This is a genomic window from Verrucosispora sp. TAA-831, assembly GCF_050780145.1.
Classification (GTDB): domain Bacteria; phylum Actinomycetota; class Actinomycetes; order Mycobacteriales; family Micromonosporaceae; genus Micromonospora.
In genome coordinates this window covers 1052735-1074381 of record NZ_CP192240.1, presented here as the reverse complement: position 1 = coordinate 1074381, position 21647 = coordinate 1052735, and the positions used below count along the sequence as shown (strand labels likewise).

The 21647-nt window shown below is 73.1% G+C and carries 18 protein-coding genes; 10 read left to right on the top strand and 8 right to left on the bottom strand.

The genetic code is table 11. The annotated features are described in order from the left end of the window. Positions 1–102 precede the first annotated feature (102 nt). Entirely contained in the window at positions 103–1731 is a 1629-nt protein-coding gene (gene pruA / locus ACQVFL_RS04990) for an L-glutamate gamma-semialdehyde dehydrogenase (RefSeq protein WP_431728782.1), read from the bottom strand. Positions 1732–2062: 331 nt separating this feature from the next. Between pruA and ACQVFL_RS04985 the strand changes: the two genes are divergently transcribed. Beyond that, positions 2063–3100, top strand: a complete 1038-nt coding sequence (locus ACQVFL_RS04985) for a hypothetical protein (RefSeq protein ID WP_396696010.1) — start codon at positions 2063–2065, stop codon at positions 3098–3100. A 13-nt stretch (positions 3101–3113) separates the two neighbouring features. Here ACQVFL_RS04985 and ACQVFL_RS04980 read toward each other — a convergent pair whose 3' ends face one another. Then, complete coding sequence (locus tag ACQVFL_RS04980; protein ID WP_396696008.1) at positions 3114–3632, bottom strand: DUF6912 family protein; 519 nt, start codon at positions 3630–3632, stop codon at positions 3114–3116. 199 nt (positions 3633–3831) lie between these two features. Here ACQVFL_RS04980 and ACQVFL_RS04975 point away from each other — a divergent pair, with 199 nt between their 5' ends. Next, positions 3832–4059 carry a helix-turn-helix domain-containing protein gene (locus ACQVFL_RS04975; RefSeq protein WP_396696006.1) on the top strand — a complete coding sequence of 76 codons (228 nt, stop codon included), beginning with the start codon at positions 3832–3834 and terminating at the stop codon, positions 4057–4059. 121 nt (positions 4060–4180) lie between these two features. Further along, on the top strand, positions 4181–4816 hold the full coding sequence (locus ACQVFL_RS04970) for an Rv3235 family protein (RefSeq protein WP_396696004.1): 636 nt from the start codon (positions 4181–4183) through the stop codon (positions 4814–4816). A 241-nt stretch (positions 4817–5057) separates the two neighbouring features. On the opposite strand, the gene secA is transcribed toward ACQVFL_RS04970, so the two are convergent. Then, a complete protein-coding gene (secA, locus tag ACQVFL_RS04965; protein ID WP_396696002.1) occupies positions 5058–7985 on the bottom strand; it encodes a preprotein translocase subunit SecA in 2928 nt (975 codons plus the stop codon). 170 nt (positions 7986–8155) lie between these two features. Between secA and ACQVFL_RS04960 the strand changes: the two genes are divergently transcribed. Both ACQVFL_RS04960 and ACQVFL_RS04955 read left to right on the top strand, forming a co-directional pair. Next, complete coding sequence (locus ACQVFL_RS04960) at positions 8156–9304, top strand: GNAT family N-acetyltransferase (RefSeq protein ID WP_431728781.1); 1149 nt, start codon at positions 8156–8158, stop codon at positions 9302–9304. Next, positions 9301–10410 carry a GNAT family N-acetyltransferase gene (locus tag ACQVFL_RS04955; protein WP_431728780.1) on the top strand — a complete coding sequence of 370 codons (1110 nt, stop codon included), beginning with the start codon at positions 9301–9303 and terminating at the stop codon, positions 10408–10410. Before ACQVFL_RS04960 ends, ACQVFL_RS04955 begins: the two co-directional genes overlap by 4 nt. Positions 10411–10483: 73 nt before the next feature. Here the strand turns inward: ACQVFL_RS04955 and hpf are convergent, their stop codons facing one another. The 5 genes from hpf to mtrA form a co-directional block, all read right to left on the bottom strand. Beyond that, positions 10484–11113, bottom strand: a complete 630-nt coding sequence (gene hpf / locus ACQVFL_RS04950; RefSeq protein WP_396695996.1) for a ribosome hibernation-promoting factor, HPF/YfiA family — start codon at positions 11111–11113, stop codon at positions 10484–10486. A 250-nt stretch (positions 11114–11363) separates the two neighbouring features. Further along, positions 11364–12062, bottom strand: a complete 699-nt coding sequence (locus ACQVFL_RS04945; protein ID WP_396695994.1) for a ComF family protein — start codon at positions 12060–12062, stop codon at positions 11364–11366. Positions 12063–12070: 8 nt separating this feature from the next. Next, positions 12071–13867 carry an LpqB family beta-propeller domain-containing protein gene (locus tag ACQVFL_RS04940; RefSeq protein WP_431728779.1) on the bottom strand — a complete coding sequence of 599 codons (1797 nt, stop codon included), beginning with the start codon at positions 13865–13867 and terminating at the stop codon, positions 12071–12073. After that, entirely contained in the window at positions 13864–15645 is a 1782-nt protein-coding gene (mtrB, locus tag ACQVFL_RS04935; protein WP_431728778.1) for an MtrAB system histidine kinase MtrB, read from the bottom strand. Before mtrB ends, ACQVFL_RS04940 begins: the two co-directional genes overlap by 4 nt. A gap of 12 nt (positions 15646–15657) precedes the next feature. Further along, positions 15658–16347 carry an MtrAB system response regulator MtrA gene (gene mtrA / locus ACQVFL_RS04930; RefSeq protein ID WP_111245291.1) on the bottom strand — a complete coding sequence of 230 codons (690 nt, stop codon included), beginning with the start codon at positions 16345–16347 and terminating at the stop codon, positions 15658–15660. Between the two features lie 209 nt (positions 16348–16556). On the opposite strand from mtrA, the gene ACQVFL_RS04925 reads away from it, so the two are divergent. Genes ACQVFL_RS04925 through ACQVFL_RS04905 form a run of 5 tightly spaced genes read left to right on the top strand, consistent with a single transcriptional unit; the run spans position 16557 to position 21637 of the window. Continuing rightward, on the top strand, positions 16557–17402 hold the full coding sequence (locus tag ACQVFL_RS04925) for a hypothetical protein (protein ID WP_431728777.1): 846 nt from the start codon (positions 16557–16559) through the stop codon (positions 17400–17402). Beyond that, positions 17399–17980, top strand: coding sequence for a DUF4129 domain-containing protein (locus tag ACQVFL_RS04920; RefSeq protein ID WP_431728776.1), 582 nt, complete (start codon positions 17399–17401; stop codon positions 17978–17980). The genes ACQVFL_RS04925 and ACQVFL_RS04920 overlap by 4 nt, the downstream gene beginning before the upstream one ends. Beyond that, positions 17977–19344, top strand: a complete 1368-nt coding sequence (locus tag ACQVFL_RS04915; protein WP_431728775.1) for a DUF4350 domain-containing protein — start codon at positions 17977–17979, stop codon at positions 19342–19344. The genes ACQVFL_RS04920 and ACQVFL_RS04915 overlap by 4 nt, the downstream gene beginning before the upstream one ends. After that, positions 19341–20330, top strand: a complete 990-nt coding sequence (locus ACQVFL_RS04910) for an AAA family ATPase (RefSeq protein WP_396695972.1) — start codon at positions 19341–19343, stop codon at positions 20328–20330. The genes ACQVFL_RS04915 and ACQVFL_RS04910 overlap by 4 nt, the downstream gene beginning before the upstream one ends. Further along, a complete protein-coding gene (locus ACQVFL_RS04905) occupies positions 20327–21637 on the top strand; it encodes a DUF58 domain-containing protein (RefSeq protein ID WP_431728774.1) in 1311 nt (436 codons plus the stop codon). Before ACQVFL_RS04910 ends, ACQVFL_RS04905 begins: the two co-directional genes overlap by 4 nt. Positions 21638–21647 lie beyond the last annotated feature (10 nt).

Genomic DNA, 21647 nt, shown 5'->3' with positions numbered 1-21647 from the left:
GCCGCCCCCACCTGCACCGTTCCGCCCTCCGGCGACCGCCCGGATGAAAGGAAGGGCCCCCTGCTATGCACGAGGCGTTAGCAGGGGACCCTTCCTTTCATCTCAGCCCATGTGGGGGTAGGTGTGGTCGGTCGGCGGGACGAAGGTCTCCTTGATCGTCCGGGGCGACGTCCAGCGGACCAGGTTGTGCCAGGAGCCGGCCTTGTCGTTGGTGCCGCTGGCCCGGGCCCCGCCGAAGGGCTGCTGCCCGACCACCGCGCCGGTGGGCTTGTCGTTGACATAGAAGTTGCCGGCCGCGTACCGCATCCGCTCCGCCACCGCCTCGACCACCCGGCGGTCGGTGGCGAAGATCGACCCGGTCAGGGCGTACGGGGCGATCGACTCGGCCTGGGTGACCACGTCGTCGAAGCGGGCGTCGTCGAAGACGTGCACGCCGAGGATCGGGCCGAAGTACTCGGTGGTGAAGGTCTCGTGGGCGGGATCGGCGCACTCGAAGATCGTCGGGCGGACGAACCAGCCGACCGAGTCGTCGGCGGTACCGCCCGCGATGACCCGGCAACTGTCGTCGCCGGAGATCAGCTCCAGCGCGGCGGTGTGCCGGGCGAACGCCCTGTCGTCGATGACCGCACCGCCGAAGTTGCGGAAGTCGGTGACGTCGCCGTAGGCCAGTCCGTCGGCGGTGGCGGCCAGCCGGTCGCGCAGGCCAGCCTCCCAGATCGACCGCGGCACGTACGCCCGGGAGGCGGCCGAGCACTTCTGGCCCTGGTACTCGAAGGCGCCCCGGATCAGCGCGGTGTGCAGGGCGTCGACGTCGGCGCTGGGGTGCGCGACCACGAAGTCCTTGCCGCCGGTCTCGCCGACCAGCCGCGGGTAGCCGCGATAGCCGGCGATGTTCTCCCCGACCGTGCGCCACAGGTGCTGGAACACCTTCGTGGAGCCGGTGAAGTGGATGCCGGCCAGGTCGGGGTCGGCCAGTACGACCTCGGAGACCTCCTCGCCCCGCCCGGTGACCATGTTGATCACGCCGGGCGGCAGCCCGGCCGCCTCGAAGAGGCGCATGGTGAAGTGCGCCGCGAACTGCTGTGTCGGGCCCGGCTTCCAGACCACGGTGTTGCCCAGCAGGGCCGGCGCCGAGGGCAGGTTCCCGGCGATCGCGGTGAAGTTGAACGGGGTGACCGCGTAGACGAATCCCTCCAGCGGCCGGTGGTCGAACCTGTTCCACACCCCGGGCGAGGAGATCGGCTGCTCGGCGAGCAGCTTGCGGGCGAAGTGCACGTTGAACCGCAGGAAGTCGATGAACTCGCAGGCGGCGTCGATCTCGGCCTGCACGGCGGTCTTCGACTGGCCGAGCATGGTGGCCGCGTTGAGCGTGTCGCGCCACGGGCCGGAGAGCAGTTCGGCGGCGCGGAGGAAGACCGCCGCGCGCTCCTCGAACGGCAGGGCCCGCCAGCCGGGGGCGGCCTCCTTGGCCGCCGTGACGGCGGCCCGGGCGTCCTCCCGGGTGGCGTGCCCGGTCACCCCGAGGACGTGCGCGTGGCGGTGCGGCTGCACCACGTCGATCGGGTCGCCGCCGGCCATCCGCTGCGCGCCCGCGATGGTCATCGGCAGGTCGATACGCTCGGCGGCCAGTTCGGTGAGCCGCCGCTGGAGCCGTTCCCGGTCGGTGCTGCCCGGCTCGTAGGCGCGTACCGGCTCGTTGTGTGGCTCGGGTACGGAGAACACGGCGTCCATCAGGGCTCCTGGCGATCTCGACGGCAGTGGCGAAACCGTCCCGCGGTGGCGGGACGCGGTGACGAAACCGTCCCACGGTGGCGGGACCTCGGCCAATCCTCCCACGCCCACCGCACGTCGATCACAGCCCGGCCGCCCGATCGCCGTCGATCGCGAGGCGGACTCGCCCTCTCGGCATGGATTCGTACCCCGATGGGATGTTCGACCGAAGGAAAGAAGGCTGCCGGGGTGCTGCTCGGGGTTCGGGCCGGTATCCGGGCGGGACGCGTACGCTGGGTTGCCGGTGACGTACCCGGGCCAGGTCGTCGGGCCCGGTGGTGAAGGGGAGACGATGAGCGACCAGCCCGGCGGTGCGACCGCTGCGCAGCCCGATCGGGCCGAGACCGGCGATCCGGCGGCTACCGGCGCCCTCGCCGGTCGGCCCCTACGCGCCCCGGGTGCCCCGGTGCTGGCGCTGCTGGCGCTGGGCTGGCTGGCCGCCATGCTCTGGTCCACCCGGGAGGCGATCAGCTCGGCCACCGCCGGGGTCACCGCGGTCAGTCTGTCGGCCTTCGCGCTGCCCGGGGTGATCTCGGCCGCGCTGGTGGCCGGTGCCGCGGTCGGGCTGGCCGCCGCCGAGCCGGTGACCCGCCACCGGGACCGGGTGACCCTGCGGTTCGCGGCGGCGGTCGGGGCCGGTCTGCTGGTCGGGCTCGCCGCCGCACTCGTGATCGACCAGACCTACGTCGGCAACACCACCACCCGCACGATCGCGAGCACCACCGCCGCCGCAGCGGTCATCGGTGGCGCGCTGGCGGGTGCGCGCAACGGCGCCGTCGTCGGCGCGGTGGCCACCGCCACGCTGGGCACACTGCTGTTCGTGGTGGCCTTCAGCGCGGCCCGGGATCCGCTGTTCAACCTGTTCGGCGCGGGTGACAGCCAGCAGTCGCTGGTCGACGCCGCCGCCTGGGTCTCGCGTACCGAATCGCTGCTCGCCGGGCTGATCGCCGGTGCCCTGGCCTTCGGCTACCTCGCCTGGGCCCGGCGGCGGGCCGCCCGGGTCGACCCGGGCGCCACCGGGCCGCGCTGGCCGGCGTACCTCGTCGCCGGGGCCGGTCCGGGACTCCTGCTGCTGCTCGCCGAGGTGATCATCCGCATCGGCGGGCGCTCGTTGATCGACCTGGCCGCCGCGCTGAGCGAGGCCGACGCGGTGGCACAGACCTCGCTGGGCACCTCCCGGGTGGACAACGGGATCTGGGTCCTGTTCGTGGGCGCGCTGACCGCGCTGGTCGCGTTCGGCCGCACGCTCGGCCCCGCCTCGCACGACGACGAGCCGGAGAGCGACACCGAGGCCACCACCGCCGACGACTCGACCACCGCTGGTCGCTGAGACCCGCGTCGACTCAGCTCTCGTCGGCGGTCGCGCGCAGCAGCACCTCCAGTTCGCTCGGGTCGTACCACTCCAGTTCGTGGTCCTCGGCGCTGTCGACGGTGAACTGCGCGTCCGGGTCGCCGGCCAACGCCTCCGCCACCACCTCCGCGGCGGCGGCGACGTCCTTGGCGGCGTCCGCGCCGTCCACGTGGATGGCGGCGACCGCGGCGGCCGGCACCACGCCGCCCAACTCGACCACGCTGGACCCGAGTTCGCCGTCGCCGCGCCCGACCGCCCGCGCGGGCAGGTCCGCCGAGACCACCACCCGGCGACGCGGGGCGGCGGGGTCGTGCCGGATCAGTTGCAGGGCGTCCTGGGCGGCCCGGGTGAAGGCGACGTACTCCAACTCCTCCTCGTCGCCCTCGGCGTACCACTCGCGCAGCATCGGCGTCACCGCGTGCGCCTGCGTCATCCCGAGGCCGTCCTCGGAGAGCCTGGCCAGCATCGGCACGGTCGCCGGTACGTAGACCCGCACTAGCTCGTCGGTCACCGGTGGTCTCCCCCGCTCTCGTGGACCGGCCCCGCCGGTCTGCCGTACGACCACCGTCATACACCCCGTACCGCTCGGGTGGAAGTTCCGCGCCGGTCGGGTGTGTCCGGGTCGCCGGCCGACGGACGGCGCAGCGGCTGGGCCGGACCAGGTAGACAATGGCAAACTGAGGCAAACGACGCCAACCCGGGGAGTCTCCGTGGAGCCGAGGTTCCTGCTCCTGTCCGACGTGGCCACCGAGCTGAACGTGTCGGACTCGCAGGTCTACCACATGGTACGCAGCGGCGAGCTACCCGCGATCAAGATCGGCGGCCGGGGCCAGTGGCGGGTGGAGCGTGCGCGGCTGGAGGAGTACATCCAGCGCAAGTACGCGGAGACCGCCGACTGGATCCGGGGCAACCCGCTCACCGACCGCGACCCGGAGTAGTCACCTGATTCCGCCACGCCATTGACCGACCCTGATTCATGTCTCAAGATGGAGGCTGTCGAAGGTAAACAAAGGTAAACACAAGCAAAAACCGCTGACATCCGAGGCGAGGCGCAGTGCGATGACCGACCTACGGCGACCCGGGCCACCCCGCCCTCCCGTACGGCTACGACCCGCCCCCGCGATCGACCCGCCGTTCCTGGACGAGGACGCCGCCGGTTGGCCCGTCGCAGTACACGGCCAGCTCGCCCTCGACCTCTTCGCCGGGGCCGCACCGTGGCCCGTCCGACGCGAGCCCGACCGGCCACCCACCCGTCGGCCGGTCGGCGAACCCGGCCCGCAGACCCACCCGGCACCGTCCGGGCCGGGGTCCGAGCGAGCCCGACGACTACCCCCCGGGGCACTCGCCACGGCCACACCGGCAGCCACCCGGGTGGCGCACCGCTTCGTGGCGACCTGCCTGGAGGTGTTCAACGGCTTCCGGCCACCGGTGCAGTTGCGGCGTCACCTCGACCCGACCCGCACCGCCCACCTGCTGCCCGAGCTGGCGCGGGCCGCCGCCCGGGGCGCTCCGACCCGCCGCCGGTCGACCCGACCCGGTCTCCGGCTGCGCCGGCTACGTGTCTGCGAGCCGCGTCCGGCCGCCATCGAGGTCGCCGCAGTGTTCGCCGGTGCCGCCGGCCGCACCTGGGCGATGGCGCTGCGCCTGGAACACCGGCGCGGCACCTGGCTCTGCACCGACCTCCGCGTCCTCTGAGCGCCCCGACCGAGCGAGGCCGTCCGGGCCGGGACGAGGCCGTCCCGGCGGAGACGAGGCCGAACGGACCATGTCGGCTCCGGACGGGATGCCTCGGGCCGGACGAGCCGGGCACGGCCACGACGGCCGCGGCCAGGAGCGAACACTTCCGGGCCGGACACGACGGAGCCGTGGCCACCAGGACCACGGCTCCGTCGAGAACCCGTCGCGGTGGGACCGTCAGGTCCCGCCGACTGCGGCGTCAGTCCGCCGAGCCGCCCCCGGGGGCACCGTGGCACCGCTTGTACTTGCGACCCGAGCCACAGGGGCACGGCGCGTTGCGGGACGGCCCGTTGCCGGCACTCGCCTGCCCGGTCGGCGCCGACTGGCGGGCCGTGCTGGCGGCCACACCGGCACCCCGGTTGGCGGCTGAACGCTGCGGTGCCGAGGGAGCCGTCCGACCGGGTGTCGCCGGAGCCGCCGGCTCCGGGCCACCGATACCGAGGGCGGGGGCACGCTGGTCGTCGCGCTGGACGGCGACCGCACCGGCCCCGGCCTCCCCGTCGATGGTCGGCGCGGAGTATTGCAGGCCCTGCTGCTGCGGTGCCCGACCCAGACCCTTGGCCCGGACCTCCACCGGCTTGTCCAGTAGCTGGACCTCCTCGGCCTCCGGCTCCGGCTCGTTGACCTGGACGTCCAGGTTGTAGAGGAAGCCGACCGTCTCCTCCTTGATGCCCTCCATCATGGTGGTGAACATCGCGAAGCCCTCGCGCTGGTATTCCACCACCGGGTCACGCTGGGCGTAGGCGCGCAGCGAGATGCCCTCCTGGAGGTAGTCCATCTCGTAGAGGTGTTCACGCCACTTGCGGTCGATGACCTGGAGCAGCACCATCCGCTCGAGCTGCCGGGCGCCCTCGGCGCCGAGCTCCTCCTCGCGCCGGTCGTACGCGGCGTTCGCGTCGTCCCGGAACTGCGCGACCAGGAAGTCGGCGTCGATGCTGGCGCGCGAGCCGCCGACCTCCTCCTCGATGTCCTCGATGGTGAGGCCGACCGGGTAGAGCTGCTTGAGGTTGGTCCAGAGCTGTTCGAGGTCCCAGTCCTCGGCGTACCCCTCGGAGGTGGCCCCCCGCACGTACGCCTCGACCACATCGTTGATCATGTTGCGGACCTGGTCGGAGAGGTCCTCACCGTTGAGTACGCGCAGCCGCTCGGCGTAGATCACCTGGCGCTGCTTGTTCATGACCTCGTCGTACTTGAGGACGTTCTTCCGGATCTCGGCGTTCTGGCCCTCGATCTGGGCCTGCGCGCCCTTGATCTGCCGGGTGACCATCTTCGACTCGATGGGCACGTCCTCCGGGATGTTGAAGCGCTCCATCACCGCCTCGACCGCGCCGGAGCGGAACCGCTTCATCAGGTCGTCCTGGAGGGACAGGTAGAACCGCGACTCACCCGGGTCGCCCTGTCGGCCGGAACGACCGCGAAGCTGGTTGTCGATCCGGCGGGACTCGTGCCGCTCGGTGCCCAGCACATAGAGTCCGCCGGCACCGGCGACCTCCTCGGCCTCGGCGTCGCAGGCCTGCTTCCACTTCGGCATGACCTCTTCGAGCGCCTTGTCGTACTCCTCGGCGTTCTCCTGCGGGTCGAGGCCGCGCTGGCGCAGCTCGCTCGCGGCGAGGAACTCGGGGTTGCCGCCGAGCAGGATGTCGGTGCCTCGACCGGCCATGTTGGTGGCGACCGTGACCGCGCCCTTGCGACCGGCCTGGGCGACGATCTCCGCCTCGCGGGCGTGGAACTTCGCGTTCAGCACCGAGTGCGGGATGCCCCGGCGGCGCAGGAGCTGCGACAGGATCTCGGAGTTCTCCACCGAGACCGTGCCGACCAGCACCGGCTGACCGGCCTGGTGCCGCTCGGCGATGTCCTCGATGACCGCGTTGAACTTGGCCTTCTCGGTCTTGTAGATGACGTCGGCGCGGTCCTCGCGGACCATCGGCCGGTGGGTCGGGATGGTCACCACGCCGACCTTGTAGACCTTGTTGAACTCGCCCGCCTCGGTCTGGGCCGTACCGGTCATGCCGGAGAGCTTGTCGTAGAGGCGGAAGTAGTTCTGGAGGGTGATGGTGGCCAGGGTCTGGTTCTCCTGCTTGATCTCCACCCCCTCCTTGGCCTCGATCGCCTGGTGCATGCCCTCGTTGTAACGCCGACCGTGCAGGATGCGGCCGGTGAACTCGTCGACGATCAGGACCTCGCCGTCGCTGACGATGTAGTCCTTGTCGCGCTTGTAGAGCTCCTTGGCCTTGATGGCGTTGTTCAGGTAGCCGACCAGCGGGGTGTTCACCGACTCGTAGAGGTTGTCGATGCCGAGCCGGTCCTCGACCTTGGCCACCCCGCGCTCAGTGACGGCGATGGTGCGCTTGGAGAAGTCGACCTCGTAGTCGCCCTCGCCGTCCTTGCCCGCCTGGAGGCGGGCCACCACGGCGGCGAACTCGCCGTACCAGCGGGCGGAGTGCTCGGCCGGGCCGGAGATGATCAGCGGGGTCCGGGCCTCGTCGATCAGGATCGAGTCGACCTCGTCGACCACGGCGAAGTTGTGGCCGCGCTGGACCAGCTCGTCCTTCGACCACGCCATGTTGTCGCGCAGGTAGTCGAAGCCGAACTCGTTGTTCGTGCCGTAGGTGATGTCGCACTCGTAGGCCGCGCGGTGCTCGGCGGCCGGACGGTTCGGCAGCACCACACCGACGCTCAGGCCGAGGAACTCGTGCACCCGGCCCATCCAGGCGGCGTCACGCTGGGCCAGGTAGTCGTTCACCGTGACCACGTGCACGCCCTCGCCGGACAACGCGTTGAGATAGACCGGCATCACCGAGGTCAGGGTCTTGCCCTCACCGGTCTTCATCTCGGCGATGTTGCCGAAGTGCAGCGCCGCGCCGCCCATCACCTGCACGTCGTACGGCCGTTGGCCGAGCACGCGCGCCGCCGCCTCCCGACAGACCGCGAAGGCCTCGGGCAACAGGTCGTCCAGGGTCTCGCCCTCGGCGAGCCGTTCCCTGAACTGCTCGGTCATGCCGCTCAGCTCTTCGTCGGTGAGGTTGACGTAGTCGTCCTCGATCGAGTTGACGGCGGCGGCGATCGCCTTGAGCCGGCGCACCATGCGCCCCTCGCCCGCGCGGAGGACCTTTTCCAGAATCGACACGGATCAACGCTCCCCTAGACAGTCTCGAACCATCGTAGGCGTTCCGTCGGGCCGATGGTCACTGGTGGCGGTGGTCGGCCGCCGCGAAACCGACATAACGCTCCGACGGGCCGCCCACCGCTCGGTCTTCCGGTTACGCCGTGGGCGAACGATCCGGCACGATGTCTCGGATGGAGCCCGTGGAGATCGCCGAGGACGGCGTACTGCTGCGTCCGTGGCAACCCGAGGACGCCGCCGACGTGTACCGCGCCTGCCAGGATCCGGACATCCAGCGCTGGACCACCGTACCCCGCCCGTACCGGGCGGTGGACGCCCGACGGTTCGTCGCCGAACTCGCCCCGGCGGCCTGGGCGGCCGGCACCGGGGCGCCCTTCGCGGTCTGCGACGCCACCACCGGCACCCTGCTCGGCTCCTGCGGCCTCGTCTCGATCCACCAGGGCACCGGCGAGGTCGGTTACTGGACCGCCCCGTGGGCCCGGCGACGCGGTGTGGCGGTACGCGCCACCCGGGCGGTCGCCCGCTGGGCGTTCGACGCGGTGCCGCTACGCCGCCTGATCTGGCAGGCGGAACTGGGCAACCACGCCTCCCGGCTGGTCGCGCTGCGGGCGGGTTTCCGGGTCGAGGGCCGACTCCGGCTGGCCGATCCGGCACCGGAGGGTCGACCGGAGGGCTGGATCGGGTCGCTGTCGCCCGAGGAGGTGCCGGCACCGGGCGAGACGGGTCCGGCCGGGCCGGGCACCCTGCCGGCCCGGCGGGCGGCGGTCTTCGGTCGGCCGCAGCCCGTCCTGTTCGCCACCTCCGACGACCAGGAGTTGCGGCTGCGGGCCATGGAGGAGGACGACCTCGACGCGATCGAGGCCACCTGCCGTGATCCGGAGACACGGCGCTGGACCAGCCTCCCGACGGACTACCGGCGACGGGACGCCGAGTCGTTCCTGGAGTACTGCCGCCAGGCGTGGGCCGGGGGCACCGCCGCCTGTTACGCGCTCGCCGACCGGCAGGACCGCTACGTCGGCACGATCGACCTGCGGCTGTCCGCCACCGACCCGCTGCTGGCCGACGTCGGCTTCATGACCGCGCCGTACGCCCGTGGCCGGGGGCACCAGACCGCGGCGCTGGCCGCGCTCTGCACCTGGGGCTTCGCCGTGCTCGGCCTGGCCCGCGTCGAGTGGCGGGCCGGCGTCGGCAACGTCGCCTCCCGGCGGGTCGCCGAGAAGGTCGGCTTCACCGTCGAGGGCACCGCCCGGCGGGCACTCACCCACCGCGGCACCCGGGTCGACGCCTGGGTCGGCGGCCTCCTCGCGGAGGATCTGGCATGACCCCGGAGACCATCGAGACGGCGGACGTCCGGCTGCGCCCGTTCCGCCCCGACGACGTCCCCGACGTCGTCGCCGGCTGCGCCGACCCGCTGGTCCGGCGCTACCTGGACGGGCTGCCCAGCCCGTACACCGAGGCCGATGGTCGCTGGTGGGTGACCGAGGGGGCTCCGGCGGCCTTCGCCACCGGCGGCGCCGCCTACGCCGTCGCCGACCTCGACGACGACCGGTTGCTCGGCACGGTCGGGCTGAGCCATCCGGTACCGCAGCGCGCCCAGGCCGAGATCGGTTACTGGGTGGCGCCGTGGGCGCGCGGCCGGGGCGTCGCCACCGCCGCCACCCGAGCCCTGGCGCAGCGGGCCTTCGCCACCGGCACCGCCCGGCTGGAACTGCTCACCCACGTCGAGAACACGGCCAGCCAGCGGGTCGCGCTGGCCGCCGGCTTCCGACCGGAGGGGGTACGCCGCAGCGGCGGGCCGGTGCGCGGTGGCGGCCGGCGGGACCTGACGGTCTGGGTACGCCTCGCCGACGATCCGCCCGGACCGTCCCCGCGTCCGCTGCCGGACCTGCCCGACGGTCGGCTCACCGACGGGGTGGTCGTGCTGCGCCCGCTCGGCCCCGACGACGCGGACGACATGTACCGCCTGCACAGCACGCCGGAGGTGGTGGCCAGCATGGTGCCACCCGAGCCGTACGCGCGCGACGCGGTGGACCGCAGGTGCGCCGCCGCGCAGAGCCAGTGGCTGGTCGGCCGGACCGCCGCCCTGGTCCTCCGGGACGCGGCCAGCGATGCGTTCGTCGGCGGGTGCTCGCTGGTCCACGAGCCACCCGCGAGCCAGGCCATGATCGGCTACAGCCTGCTGCCGCCCTGGTACGGGCGCGGGTACGCCACCCGCGCCGTCCGGCTGCTGACCAGGTGGGGGTTCGACCACGTCGGGCTGGCGCGGCTCTGGGCGGGCACCCTGCCGGAGAACCTCGCCTCGCAGCGGGTCCTGGAGAAGGCCGGCTTCCGCCGGGAGGGCCTGCTGCGCGGGCGGCTGCCCGGCGCGGAGGACACCCGGGCCGACTCCACGGTGTACGGGCTGCTCCGCACCGACCCGGTGGACTGAGACGCTGGGCCGGTGACCGGTCGCGCCGCCTCCGGCTCGGGCGCTCCCCGACCCGGAGGCGGCGGCGGGCCGCTCAGATGTCCAGCGAGATGATGCCGTAGTCGTAGGCGTGCCGTCGGTAGACCACGCTCGGCCGTCCGGACTCCTTGTCGTGGAACAGGTAGAAGTCGTGGCCGACCAGTTCCATCTGGAAGAGGGCGTCGTCGACGGTCATCGGCTCGGCCGGGTGGACCTTCTCCCGGGCGATGTGCCAGGGCTGGTCCTGCTCGTGCTCGTCCTCGGGCCGCTCGGCCACGGCGGTGGCGGTGCCGGACTCCGCGGGCGCGGCGAGCGCGGGCAGGTCGGTCACCGGCAGGCCGGCGGTGGCGGCGGCGACCGAGATCGGCGTGTGCCGGCCACGGTGTACGCGGCGTCGGTCGGCGGCGCGGCGCAGCCGGGCGTCGAGCTTGGCGATGGCCGCGTCGAGCGCGCTGTAGAAGTCGTCGGTGCAGGCTTCCGCCCGGATCACCGGGCCCCGGGAGTAGCAGGTGATCTCCACCCGCTGGCAGTGATCGGCCTGGCGCGGATTGCGCTCGTGGAACAGCTCCACATCGACACGAATAAGTTTGTGGTCGTAGCGTTCGATCTTCGCGAGCTTGTCTGCGACGTGTACCCGGTAGTGATCCGGCACTTCGACGTTACGGCCCTTGACCACGATGTCCACGTGACCTCCCTCGATCGGATGGTCTTCGATCCGAGCAACCCGGTCGCGCGTGGTGGGGACGGCCCCGTTCGGCGTCGACCGGTCAATACGGCTACGCCTCCTCTCACCGCCGGGGGTGGGTGGAGTTGCCTTCCTACCCTCGACAGCCAAACGCTAACTCCTGTTCGCCCGGCAGTCACCCCCCGTCGCCAAGACCACCGGGTGATTTCCACAGCTCATACACGAAGGGGTGAAACGGAAACACAATCGGTTACGGTTGGCGCCTTCGCTCGGTCGCCGCGAGCACCGTCGCCACCGACGGCGACCAGCCGTGGACGGTCAGCACGCGACTGACCGCCGCCAGGGTGGCCCCGGTGGTGACGATGTCGTCCAGCAGCACCACACGCGCCCCGTCCGGCACCGATCCGAGGCCGGGTCGCACCCGGAATGCCTCCACGGCGGCAGCCGCCCGGCCGACGCTGTCCAGCGTCACCGAGTCCGGCCGTGGCGTGGCGCGTAGCGGCCGGTGGACCCGCACCGGCCAGCCCGCCGCGCGGAGCCGGTGGGCACAGTGGCGGGTCAACCGGGCGAGGTGGTCGCCGTACCGGGCCCGGGCCGCCGCCGGGGTGTCCGGCACCGGCACCAGCAGCACCGGGCGCACCGGGCCGACCGCCGCCGCGACGACCTCGGCGAGCAGGGCACCGAGCGGTCGGGCCAGCCCGTGCCGGCCATGGTCCTTGTACGCCAGCAGGGTCTCCCGCAACGGCCCGCCGTACGGGCCCAGGGCGTGACAGGGCGGCAGCCCGGGTGGCGCGGGCACCGGCCGCACCGGCCCGGGACGCAGTGCCCCGAGCGTGGCGACGCACTCCGGACACACCCCGTGCCGCAGCCCCGACCGGCGTTCCCGGCAACCGGCACAGTCGGCGGGCAGCACCAGGTCGGTCAGGTCCGCCCAGAGCCCGCCCAGCACGGCGACGCCTAGTAGAGGAAGAAGGGCGCGGTGGGGTTGCCCGGGCGCACTCCGGCCGGCGGCGGGGTGACGTCCTGGACCTGGTCCCGGACGATCCGCTCGAACGGGTTGCTGCGGTACGCGACACCGTTCGCCTCGTACATGAACGAGCCCGCGTACGGGGACAGCGGCATCGTCGGGTACGCGGCCAGGTGGCTCACCTCGGCTCCGGCGTCCTCCCGCAGCGGGGTCTCCAGGGCACCGTCCACGCTGACGTCGTAGATCGCCGGTCGACCCGCCGAGCCGGCCACCAGCAGCCGGTTCTCCGCGCCCCAGTCGACGGCCGTCGTCCGGGTCAACGAGGTGACCAGTCGCCGCGCCGGGCCGACCGTGGGCACGCCGCCCTCCCAACTGATCGCCGCCACGTACAGCGCACCGTCGACGATCAGGGCGACCCGGTGCCCGTCCAGTGCCGCAGCGACGGCGCTGACCCGGCCCGGCAGGCCCAACTGCACCGGCCGCAGTGCCGCCTGGTCGTCGAAGCGGTACAGCCGGCTGTCGGCGACCACCAGCCCGTACGGGCGACCGTGGTCGCTGCGCAGCCAGACCGGCCGGCTGATCGCGGTGTGGCCACGGGCCGGTTCGGTCACGAGGTTCTCCACCACGTCCCGGCCCCGCCCCACGCTCAGCCGCTGCTTCCCGTCCTCGCCGGTCACCACCAGCGCGGCCAGCACGTCGGGGCCGGCCCGGCGCAGCCCGGCGGAGACGATTCCGCGGTTGGCCTCGGCGGCGACCGGGACCGGCCGATTCGGCTCGCTGGTCACGGCCAGCCCGTGGATCGCTCCGTCGTAGACGCAGTACCGGGCGGTGCCGTCGAGTGTGTACAGCGGGTTGGACGACCGCTGCCCGCCCAGGTCGACCACCTTGCGGGACTGGTTCAGAATCTTGATCTCGACGGTGCCCTCCAGCTCCGGCAGAGACCAGGCGAGCTGGGTGGCGAGCTGCTCCAGACGCCCGTCGTCGGCACCGGGCATGTCCAGGTTGACCTCCCACCGGCCGTCCGCGCCGGTGGCATTGTTGATCATCTCGGTGCGGTCGGGCAGGCCGGAGGCGCCGGCCCGCAGCCATTCCGAGGGGCCTGCGGTCAACCAGCGGACCACCTCGCTGACCCGGCGTTCGGGCGGCACGGCAGAGGAGAGGTAGCGCTGGTCGGGCACCAGCCGGGTGCGGTCGGAGTTCCAGAAGTAGATCGACTGGGCCTGGTAGTAGCGGCGCAGTGCCTCGTCGCTGAGCAGCAGCACGTTGGGCGGGTCGCTGACATAGAAGCCGGCGTCGTCCTGGCCCGCCGGGCCGGCACTGATCAGCCGGAACTCGTAGGTCGACTCGGTGGCGAGCGGGGGCACCAGCATGCCGTTGGCCCGCAGCAGGCCGACCTGCTGCACGGTGATGGTGACCTTCATGCTGTCCACGTCCGGCTCGATCACCGGGTCGTCGGTCAGACGTACCACCGACAGCGCCACCTCGCTGCCCTGCCGCTCCTGCAGGCTGGGTTTGTCGGCCGCCGCGATGAACTGCTTGACCCGCTCGTACGCCCGGTCCGGCTCGCCCGCGGCGGCGGCCAGGAAGTTGCGGACGAACGCCTCGGCGTCGCTTCCGCTGGCCGTGCGGGTCGGCGGCTCGCTGCCCCGTCCCAGCGACCAGCTCGCCTCGGCGGCCGGCCCACGCTGCTCGACCTGCACCTCGGACTGATCCGGGATGCCGCATCCTGCGGTGAGAGTCAGCGCCAGGGCGGTGCCGAACACGGCGCCGGCCACCCGGCGCCTCACGAGCCCACCTCCGCGCGCTGCTCGGGCACCGGCGGCGTGGTCCCGCTGGTCCCGCTGCCCGTCCGAACGACGGTGAGCCCGCCGGCCGGTGCGGGGCCGATGGCCAACAGGCTCCCGGCCGGGGCACCGCCGAACGGCAGCGTCGCATCGGCCGGCACCAGACGCAACGGCGAGGTGGTCAGCCGGTCCCCGGCCCGCGCCGGCAGGGTGAGCCGGAACTGGGCACCCTGTCCGGGCGCGCCCCACGCCTCCAGCCAGCCGCCGTGCAGCCGGGCGTCCTCCAGGCTGATCGACAGCCCCAGCCCGGTGCCGCCGGTCTGCCGCGCCCGCGACGGGTCGGCCCGCCAGAACCGGTTGAACACCAACTTCTCCTCGCCGGGCTTGAGCCCGACGCCGTGGTCGCGGACGGTGAGCGCCACCGCGGTCTCGTCCATCCCGAGCGTGATCCGCACCGGTCGGCCCTCGCCGTGCTCCACGGCGTTGCCGACCAGGTTGCGCAGCACCCGCTCGACCCGGCGCGGATCGATCTCGGCGATCACCGGGGCGGACGGCACGTCCAGCTCGATCGCCACCCCGACCCGCTCGGCCAGACCGGAGAGCCGGTCCACCACCCGGTGCACCACCGGCACCAGGTCGGTCGGCTCGGAGTCGAGCACCGCGAAGCCGGCGTCGAACCGGCTGATCTCCAGCAGGTCGGTCAGCAACTCCTCGAACCGGTCCAGCTCGGCCTGGAGCAGTTCGGCGCTGCGGGCCACCGCCGGGTCGAACTCGTCCCGCTCGGCGAAGATCAGGTCGGCGGCCATCCGGACCGTGGTCAGCGGGGTACGCAACTCGTGCGAGACGTCCGAGGTGAACCGACGTTGCAGCCGGGACATCTCCTCCAGCCGCAGGATCTGTCGTTGCAGGTTGGTGGCCATCTGGTTGAACGAGGCGGCGAGCAGGGCCAGGTCGTCCTCGCCGTTGACCGCCATCCGCTGGTCGAGCAGACCGGCGGAGAGCCGCTGGGCGGTCCGGGCGGCGACCCGCACCGGCAGCACCACGAGCCGGGTCACCAGCGCGGCCAGCACGCCGAGCAGCAGCACCAGCGCCACGCCGGTGCCGATCACGGTGGCCCGGGCCTGGCCGGACGTCACGTCCTGCACCGTCAGCGGCACGAAGTAGTAGAGCTCCACCTGGCCGAACTGGGTCGGCACCGGCGTGCCGTAGACCAGGTACTTCGTGTCGTCGTCGCTGGTCAGGCGACCGGTGACGATCTGGTTGGCCACGTTGCCGTCGGTGACCGCGGCTCGCAGCTCGGGGCTGATCAGCGGCCGGACGTTCACCGACGGCGAGGTGCGGGGCTCGATCACCCCGGGGTAGCTGTCCGCGGTGAGGGCCACCACGACACCGCTGTTCTGCTGGGGGTCCCCGCCGGCCAGGTAGTTGACCGTGCCGTCGATGGTCTCCTGGAGCTGGGCCTCCTGGGGCTGGCCGTAGAGGCTGAACTGCTTGGCCGCGTACTCGGCGCCGTTAGTCAGCCGGAGCTGGACGTCGGTCTTGGCGTTGTCCAGCAGGATGCTGGTGATCTTGTCGGCGATCAGGAAGGCGAACCCGCCCACCAGCAGACTGGAGACGACCAGGGTGATGGTCACCACCCGGACCTGCAACGAGCGCCGCCAGGTCTGGTGCAGTCCGGCGAACAGCCGCGCGGCCCGGCCACTGAGCCCACGCCACAGCTCCCACCCGGCACCTCGCCGGTGGGACGTCGTGTCAAGATCCGGTAGCGGGGAGTTGGTCACAGTGCGACCAGGCTATCCGGTACCCGCCTTGTAGCCCACGCCGCGCACGGTGAGGATGATTTCCGGGCGCTCCGGATCCGGTTCGATCTTGGCACGCAGCCGCTGGACGTGCACGTTGACCAACCGGGTGTCCGCCGCGTGCCGGTATCCCCAGACCTGCTCCAGCAGCACCTCGCGGGTGAAGACCTGCCGCGGCTTGCGGGCGAGCGCCACCAGCAGGTCGAACTCCAGCGGCGTCAGCTTCACCTCCTCGCCGTTGCGGCTGACGGTGTGCGCCGGCACGTCGATGGAGATCTGGTTGCCGGGCGGGCCGATGGTGAGCATCTCCGGTGCCGCGTCCTCGCCCCGCCGCAGCCGGGCCCGCATCCGGGCGACCAGTTCCTTGGGCTTGAACGGCTTCACCACGTAGTCGTCCGCCCCGGACTCCAGGCCGAGCACCACGTCGACGGTGTCGCTCTTGGCGGTGAGCATGACGATCGGCACGCCCGATTCGGCCCGGATCGCCCGCGCCACGTCGATTCCGCTCATTCCAGGCAACATGAGGTCTAGCAAGACGATATCGGGTCGGTTGTCGCGGAACGCGGCCAATGCCCGTTCCCCGTCCGCCACGAAGGACGGCATGAAGCCTTCACTGCGCAGCACGATGCCGAGCATCTCGGCGAGCGCAGGGTCGTCGTCGACCACCAGTACCCGGGCTCTCATGGGGTTAATGTTTCCATCCCGTCAGTTCGGTTGGGCTCGGCGTCCTACGGCACGCTACTGCCGAAGGACGCGCGGTGCCCAACACCGGCCGGTTGCACCGCTCGCGCGCGCCACCCCGGGCCGGGGCTGCACCCGGGCGGACCGCGCGTGTCAACATGATCCCCGGGTGCGCCGCCGCGCGCCACCATCCACGCCTCCCAGGAGTACGCGTGCCCGAAGCAGGCCCCACCGCCGTGCTCCCCGGCCGCCCACTCACCGTCGGTGAACTCCTCGACTCCGCCGTACTCCTGCTGCGTCACCACGCCTCGACGCTGCTCCCTCTCGCCGCCGTCCTCGCCGTCGGCGAGCAACTCCTCCTGCTGCCGCTGCGCACCACCCTCGGCGTCGGTCCACCACTGTGGTGGCTGCCGAACCTCAACAACCTCGGCGGGTTCTGGCTGCTGCTCGCGCTCGGCGCGGCGACCGAGGCGACGATCGTCGTCCTGCTCGGCAACCCGGCCGCCCGAGCCGCCGGGGGCGCGCTGCTCGGTCACCGCCGCACCGCCCGGCACCTGGTACGCCCCACCGGCGGCCGGTGGGGCGCGACCCTGCTGCTCGCCCTGCTGGTGGGTGCCGTGATGCTGTTCCTGTCGCTGTTCGGCCCGGCGTGGTTCGTCGGATGGGCCCTGCTCGGCGCGGTGGCTCCCGCCCTCGTGCTGGACCGGGTCGTCCCGCTGCGGGCGCTCACCCGTTCGGCCTCGCTCGCCCTGCGGGTCGAGGGTCGGGCCGCCGCCCTGCGGACACTCGGGTACCTGGTCTGGTGGATCATCCGGGTCGGTCTCGGCTGGGGCATGTTCATCGGGTTGTCCACCCTCGGCCTGATCGAGGGCGAGGGTGCCCTGGTCGTGACCGCCGCCCTGCTCTGGGCCGCGGTCAACACCGTCGCGTACGCCGCGCTGGCCTGTCTGGACGCGGTCCTGCACCTGGAGACCCGCATCCGCACCGAAGGGCTGGACATCCACCTGTCCCGACAACCGGCCGACGCGACACCGACCGCCCTGGCGGTGCGCGGATGAACCCGAGCCGGTGGTGGACCGAGACCACGGCGGCACTCGGCGACCACGTGCCGCTGCCGCTGGTCACGCTGGTGCTGGCGCTGGTCACGGCCATGGTGGCGGTCGGCTGGTACACCTTCCCGAGCTGGGTGCCCCGACGGATCCCCCGACTGCGTCGCCGCACCCGGAGCCGACCGGGACGCACCGAGACGGTCCGGGCGGTGCCCACGTCCACCGTCGTCGGTGTACCGGCCCCGGCCCTGCCGCCGGTCGCCGCGCCCGACCTGGCCGACCGGCTCTCCGCCGACGGCCGCTACGCCGAGGCCGTCCGGGAACGGCTCCGCGCCATGCTGCACGAACTCACCGACCGGCGGGTGGTCTGGATCCGGCCGGGCATGACCGTCGCCGAGGTCGTCACCGACGCCCGGGCCACGCACCCACCCGTCGGTCCGCCGCTGTCCGCCGCGGCGGACATCTTCTCCGAGCTCTGGTACGCCCAACGCGGCGCCACCGCCGACCACGACCACCGGATGCGGGAACACGCCGACCGGCTGCGACAGATCCTCGCCGCCGACGCGTCGGTGGGGTCCACGTGGTGACGCCCCGGACCACCCGCCGCCGACACCGGGTGGTGATCCCGGTCGTCCTCGCCGCCCTGCTCCTCACCGTCACCCTGGTCAGTCGCGAGTTCGACCAGCCCGACCAGACCGACCCGGGCTTCCTCTCCCCGGTGTCCACCGGGGACGACGGCGGCAGCCGGCTCGCGGCCAGCCTGACCCGCGACGGTGTCGTGGTGCAGCGGGAGACCGAGACGATGCAGGCGCTGCGGGCCGTCCGGGGAGCACCGGCCACCCTGTTCGTCCCGGCGCCCGAACTGCTGCACCCGCGTACCGTCGACGATCTCGGTCTGCTGCCCACCGGCACCCGGCTGGTGCTGGTCGATCCGCCCCGGCGGGTGCTGGACGCCGCCGGGCTGCCGATCCGACCCGTCGCGCGACGCTGGGCGGCGGGGGCGGTCGCACCGCACCACGACGGCCGGGCCTGCCCGCTGCCCGAGATGGCCGGCGTCGACACCGCCGCCGTCACCCGGACACGGTACGCGCCCACCGGTCGCGTGGAACCGGTCGAACTCTGCTTCGCCGCCGGTCTGGCCCGGTTGCCGGGGCCCAGCGAGAGCCTGGTGGTGGGAGCCAGCGACCCGTTCCGCAACAGCCGCATCGACGAGCGGGACAACCGCGCCTTCGCCACCGGCCTGCTCGCCGGCACCGGCCGGGTGGTCTGGCTCGACCTGGACGGCCCCGCGCCACCGCCGCCCGCGCCACCCCCGGGTCCAGTCGCCCCACCACCGGACCGGACCGACTCCGGGTACGGCGAGCCCGGGGACGACACCGACGTGGGCACCGGCGACGGCGAGGGCAGCACCCCCGGCGACCGGTCGGGGCGGGACGCCTCCGGACCCGGCCGGTCCGGGCCGGACGACTCGACCAACCCGCTCTGGTCCGCCTTCCCGCCCTGGTTCTGGGCACTGCTGCTGCAACTGCTCCTGGCCGCCCTGCTGGTCGGTGTGTGGCGGGCCCGTCGGCTCGGTCCGCCGACGCCGGAGCCGTTGCCGGTGACCGTCCCCGCCGCCGAGACCGTGCACGGACGGGCCCGCCTCTATCAGCGGGCGCAGGCTCACGAGAGCACCGCCGAGACACTGCGGGCCGCCGCCCGGACCCGGTTGGCCCGCCGACTGCATTTGCCCGCGCAGACCGGGCACGAGGGCGTGGCCGCCGCCGTGGCGGCCCGTACCGGCACCTCCCGGGAGGTCGTCGACCGCCTGCTGCACGGCCCGCCGCCGGACACCGACCAGGATCTGCTGGACCTGGCGACCGGTCTGGACCGGGCAACCTGCGCCGATCCTGTCGTGGCACGACCGTCACCCCCCGTACCGCAGCCCCGAACCGAAGGAGACCCCCGGTGACCCGACCCGCCACCACCACCGCCGACCCGCTCGCCGCCGACCCCGCCCGGGCCGCGCTGCACCGGTTGCGCGCCGAGGTGGCCAAGGCGGTCGTCGGGCAGGACGCCGTCGTCGCCGGCCTCGTCGTCGCGCTGCTCTGCCGGGGCCACGTACTGCTGGAGGGCGTACCGGGGGTGGCCAAGACGCTGCTGGTGCGGACGCTCGCCGCCGCGCTGGACCTGACGGCCCGGCGGGTGCAGTTCACCCCGGACCTGATGCCCGGCGACGTCACCGGCTCGATGGTCTTCGACTCGCGGACCGCCGCGTTCACCTTCCGCGAAGGGCCGGTCTTCACCAACCTGCTGCTCGCCGACGAGATCAATCGGACGCCGCCGAAGACCCAGTCCGCGCTGCTCGAAGTGATGGAGGAGCGGCAGGTCACCGTCGAGGGCGAGCGGCGTGCACTGCCCGACCCGTTCATCGTGGTGGCCACCCAGAACCCGGTGGAGTACGAGGGCACCTATCCGCTGCCGGAAGCCCAACTGGACCGTTTCCTGCTCAAGCTGACCGTGCCGCTGCCCAACCGGGACGAGGAACTGGGGGTGCTGCGCGCCCATCACGCCGGCTTCGACCCGGGCGACCTGGCCGGTGCCGGGGTGGGCCCGGTGGCCGGAGCCGCCGACCTCGCCACGGCGCGCGCGGCGGTGAGCCGGGTACACGTCGCGGAACCGCTGCTCGGCTACGTCGTCGACCTGTGCCGGGCCACCCGGGTCGTACCCGCGCTGGAACTGGGCGCCTCGCCCCGTGGCGCCACCGGTCTGCTCGGCACCGCCAAGGCGTGGGCCTGGCTCAGCGGTCGCGACCACGTGCTGCCCGACGACGTCAAGGCGATGGCCCGGCCGACCCTGCGGCACCGGCTCCGGCTGCGCCCCGAGGCCGAGCTGGAGGGTGTCGCGGTCGACGCCGTGCTGGACACGGTGCTGGCCACCGTGCCGACCCCGCGATGACCTGGCGGGCGGCGGCGCTGCTCGCGGTGGGCGCGCTGACCCTGCCGCTGTGGCCGGCCCCGTTCGTCGGGGTGGCGGTGATGGTCGGCGCGGTCCTGCTGCTGCTCGTCGTGGACCTCGCGCTCGCCGCGCCGCTGCGGTCGCTCACCGCCTCGCGGGACGGCGAACGGGCCGTCCGGCTCGGCGGGACCGCCACCGTCGTGCTGCACCTGGGCAACCTCTCCGGTCGGCCACTGCGGGCCCAGGTCCGCGACGCCTGGGTGCCCTCGGCCGGAGCCCGGCCCGACGTGTCGCCGAGCCGCGCGGTGCACGTCGCCCCCGGGACGGTGGTGGCGCTACCCAGCCGGTTGACCCCGACCCGCCGGGGCGACCGGCCCGCCGTGACGCTGACGGTCCGTTCGCTCGGGCCGCTCGGGCTGGCGTTCCGGCAGTGGAACGGGCGACCCGCGACGCCGCCGTGGACCCTGCGGGTGCTGCCCCGCTTCGACTCGCGGCGGCACCTGCCCGAGAAGCTGTCCCGGCTGCGGGTCATCGACGGCCGCCAGGTCGGCCGGGGACGCGGCGCGGGCACCGAGTTCGACACCCTGCGCGAGTACGTACCCGGCGACGACGTGCGGTCCGTCGACTGGCGGGCCACCGCCCGGCGGGCCGAGGTGCTGGTCCGCACCTGGCGCCCCGAACGGGACCGCCGGGTGGTCTGCGTGCTGGACACCGGACGGACCTCGGCGGTGCGCCTCGGGGACGAGCCGCGACTGGACACCTCGATCGAGGCGGCACTGCTGCTCACCGCGCTGGCCACCCGGGCGGGTGACCGGGTCGACGTGTTCGCCGCCGACGCGGTCACCCGGGCGTCGGTCAGTGGCGCGGAGCAGCCGGCGCAGTGGAGCCGACTGGCGCACGCCCTCGCGCCACTGCAACCCGCCCTGGTGGAGACCGACTTCCGCCTGATCGCCGGCGAACTGCTGCGCCGGCACCGCCCACGCAGCCTGGTCGTCCTGCTCACCGCGCTGGAGCCCGGCGCCCTCGGTGAGGGTCTGCTGCCGGTGCTGCCCCGGCTGGCCGCCCGGCACCGGGTGGTGGTGGCGGCGGCCCAGGACCCGGTGCTCGCCACGCTCGCCACCGCAGCGCCCCACCGGGTCGAGGACGCCTACGCGGCTGCTGCGGCCTGGCGGACGCTCGCCGAACGTGACCGGCTCACGGCAGCCCTGGTCGGCCACGACGTCACCGTCATCGACGCTCCGGCACCCGACCTCGCCCCCGCGCTGACCGACGCCTACCTGCGGCTTAAGTTCACCGGTCGACTCTGATCCGATCGGC

Coding starts and splice junctions, on each gene's coding strand:
- pruA (WP_431728782.1), bottom strand. CDS start 1,731: ATGGACGCCGTGTTCTCCGTACCCGAGCCACACAACGAGCCGGTACGC.
- ACQVFL_RS04985 (WP_396696010.1), top strand. CDS start 2,063: ATGAGCGACCAGCCCGGCGGTGCGACCGCTGCGCAGCCCGATCGGGCC.
- ACQVFL_RS04970 (WP_396696004.1), top strand. CDS start 4,181: ATGACCGACCTACGGCGACCCGGGCCACCCCGCCCTCCCGTACGGCTA.
- ACQVFL_RS04960 (WP_431728781.1), top strand. CDS start 8,156: ATGGAGCCCGTGGAGATCGCCGAGGACGGCGTACTGCTGCGTCCGTGG.
- ACQVFL_RS04955 (WP_431728780.1), top strand. CDS start 9,301: ATGACCCCGGAGACCATCGAGACGGCGGACGTCCGGCTGCGCCCGTTC.
- mtrA (WP_111245291.1), bottom strand. CDS start 16,347: ATGAGAGCCCGGGTACTGGTGGTCGACGACGACCCTGCGCTCGCCGAG.
- ACQVFL_RS04920 (WP_431728776.1), top strand. CDS start 17,399: ATGAACCCGAGCCGGTGGTGGACCGAGACCACGGCGGCACTCGGCGAC.
- ACQVFL_RS04905 (WP_431728774.1), top strand. CDS start 20,327: ATGACCTGGCGGGCGGCGGCGCTGCTCGCGGTGGGCGCGCTGACCCTG.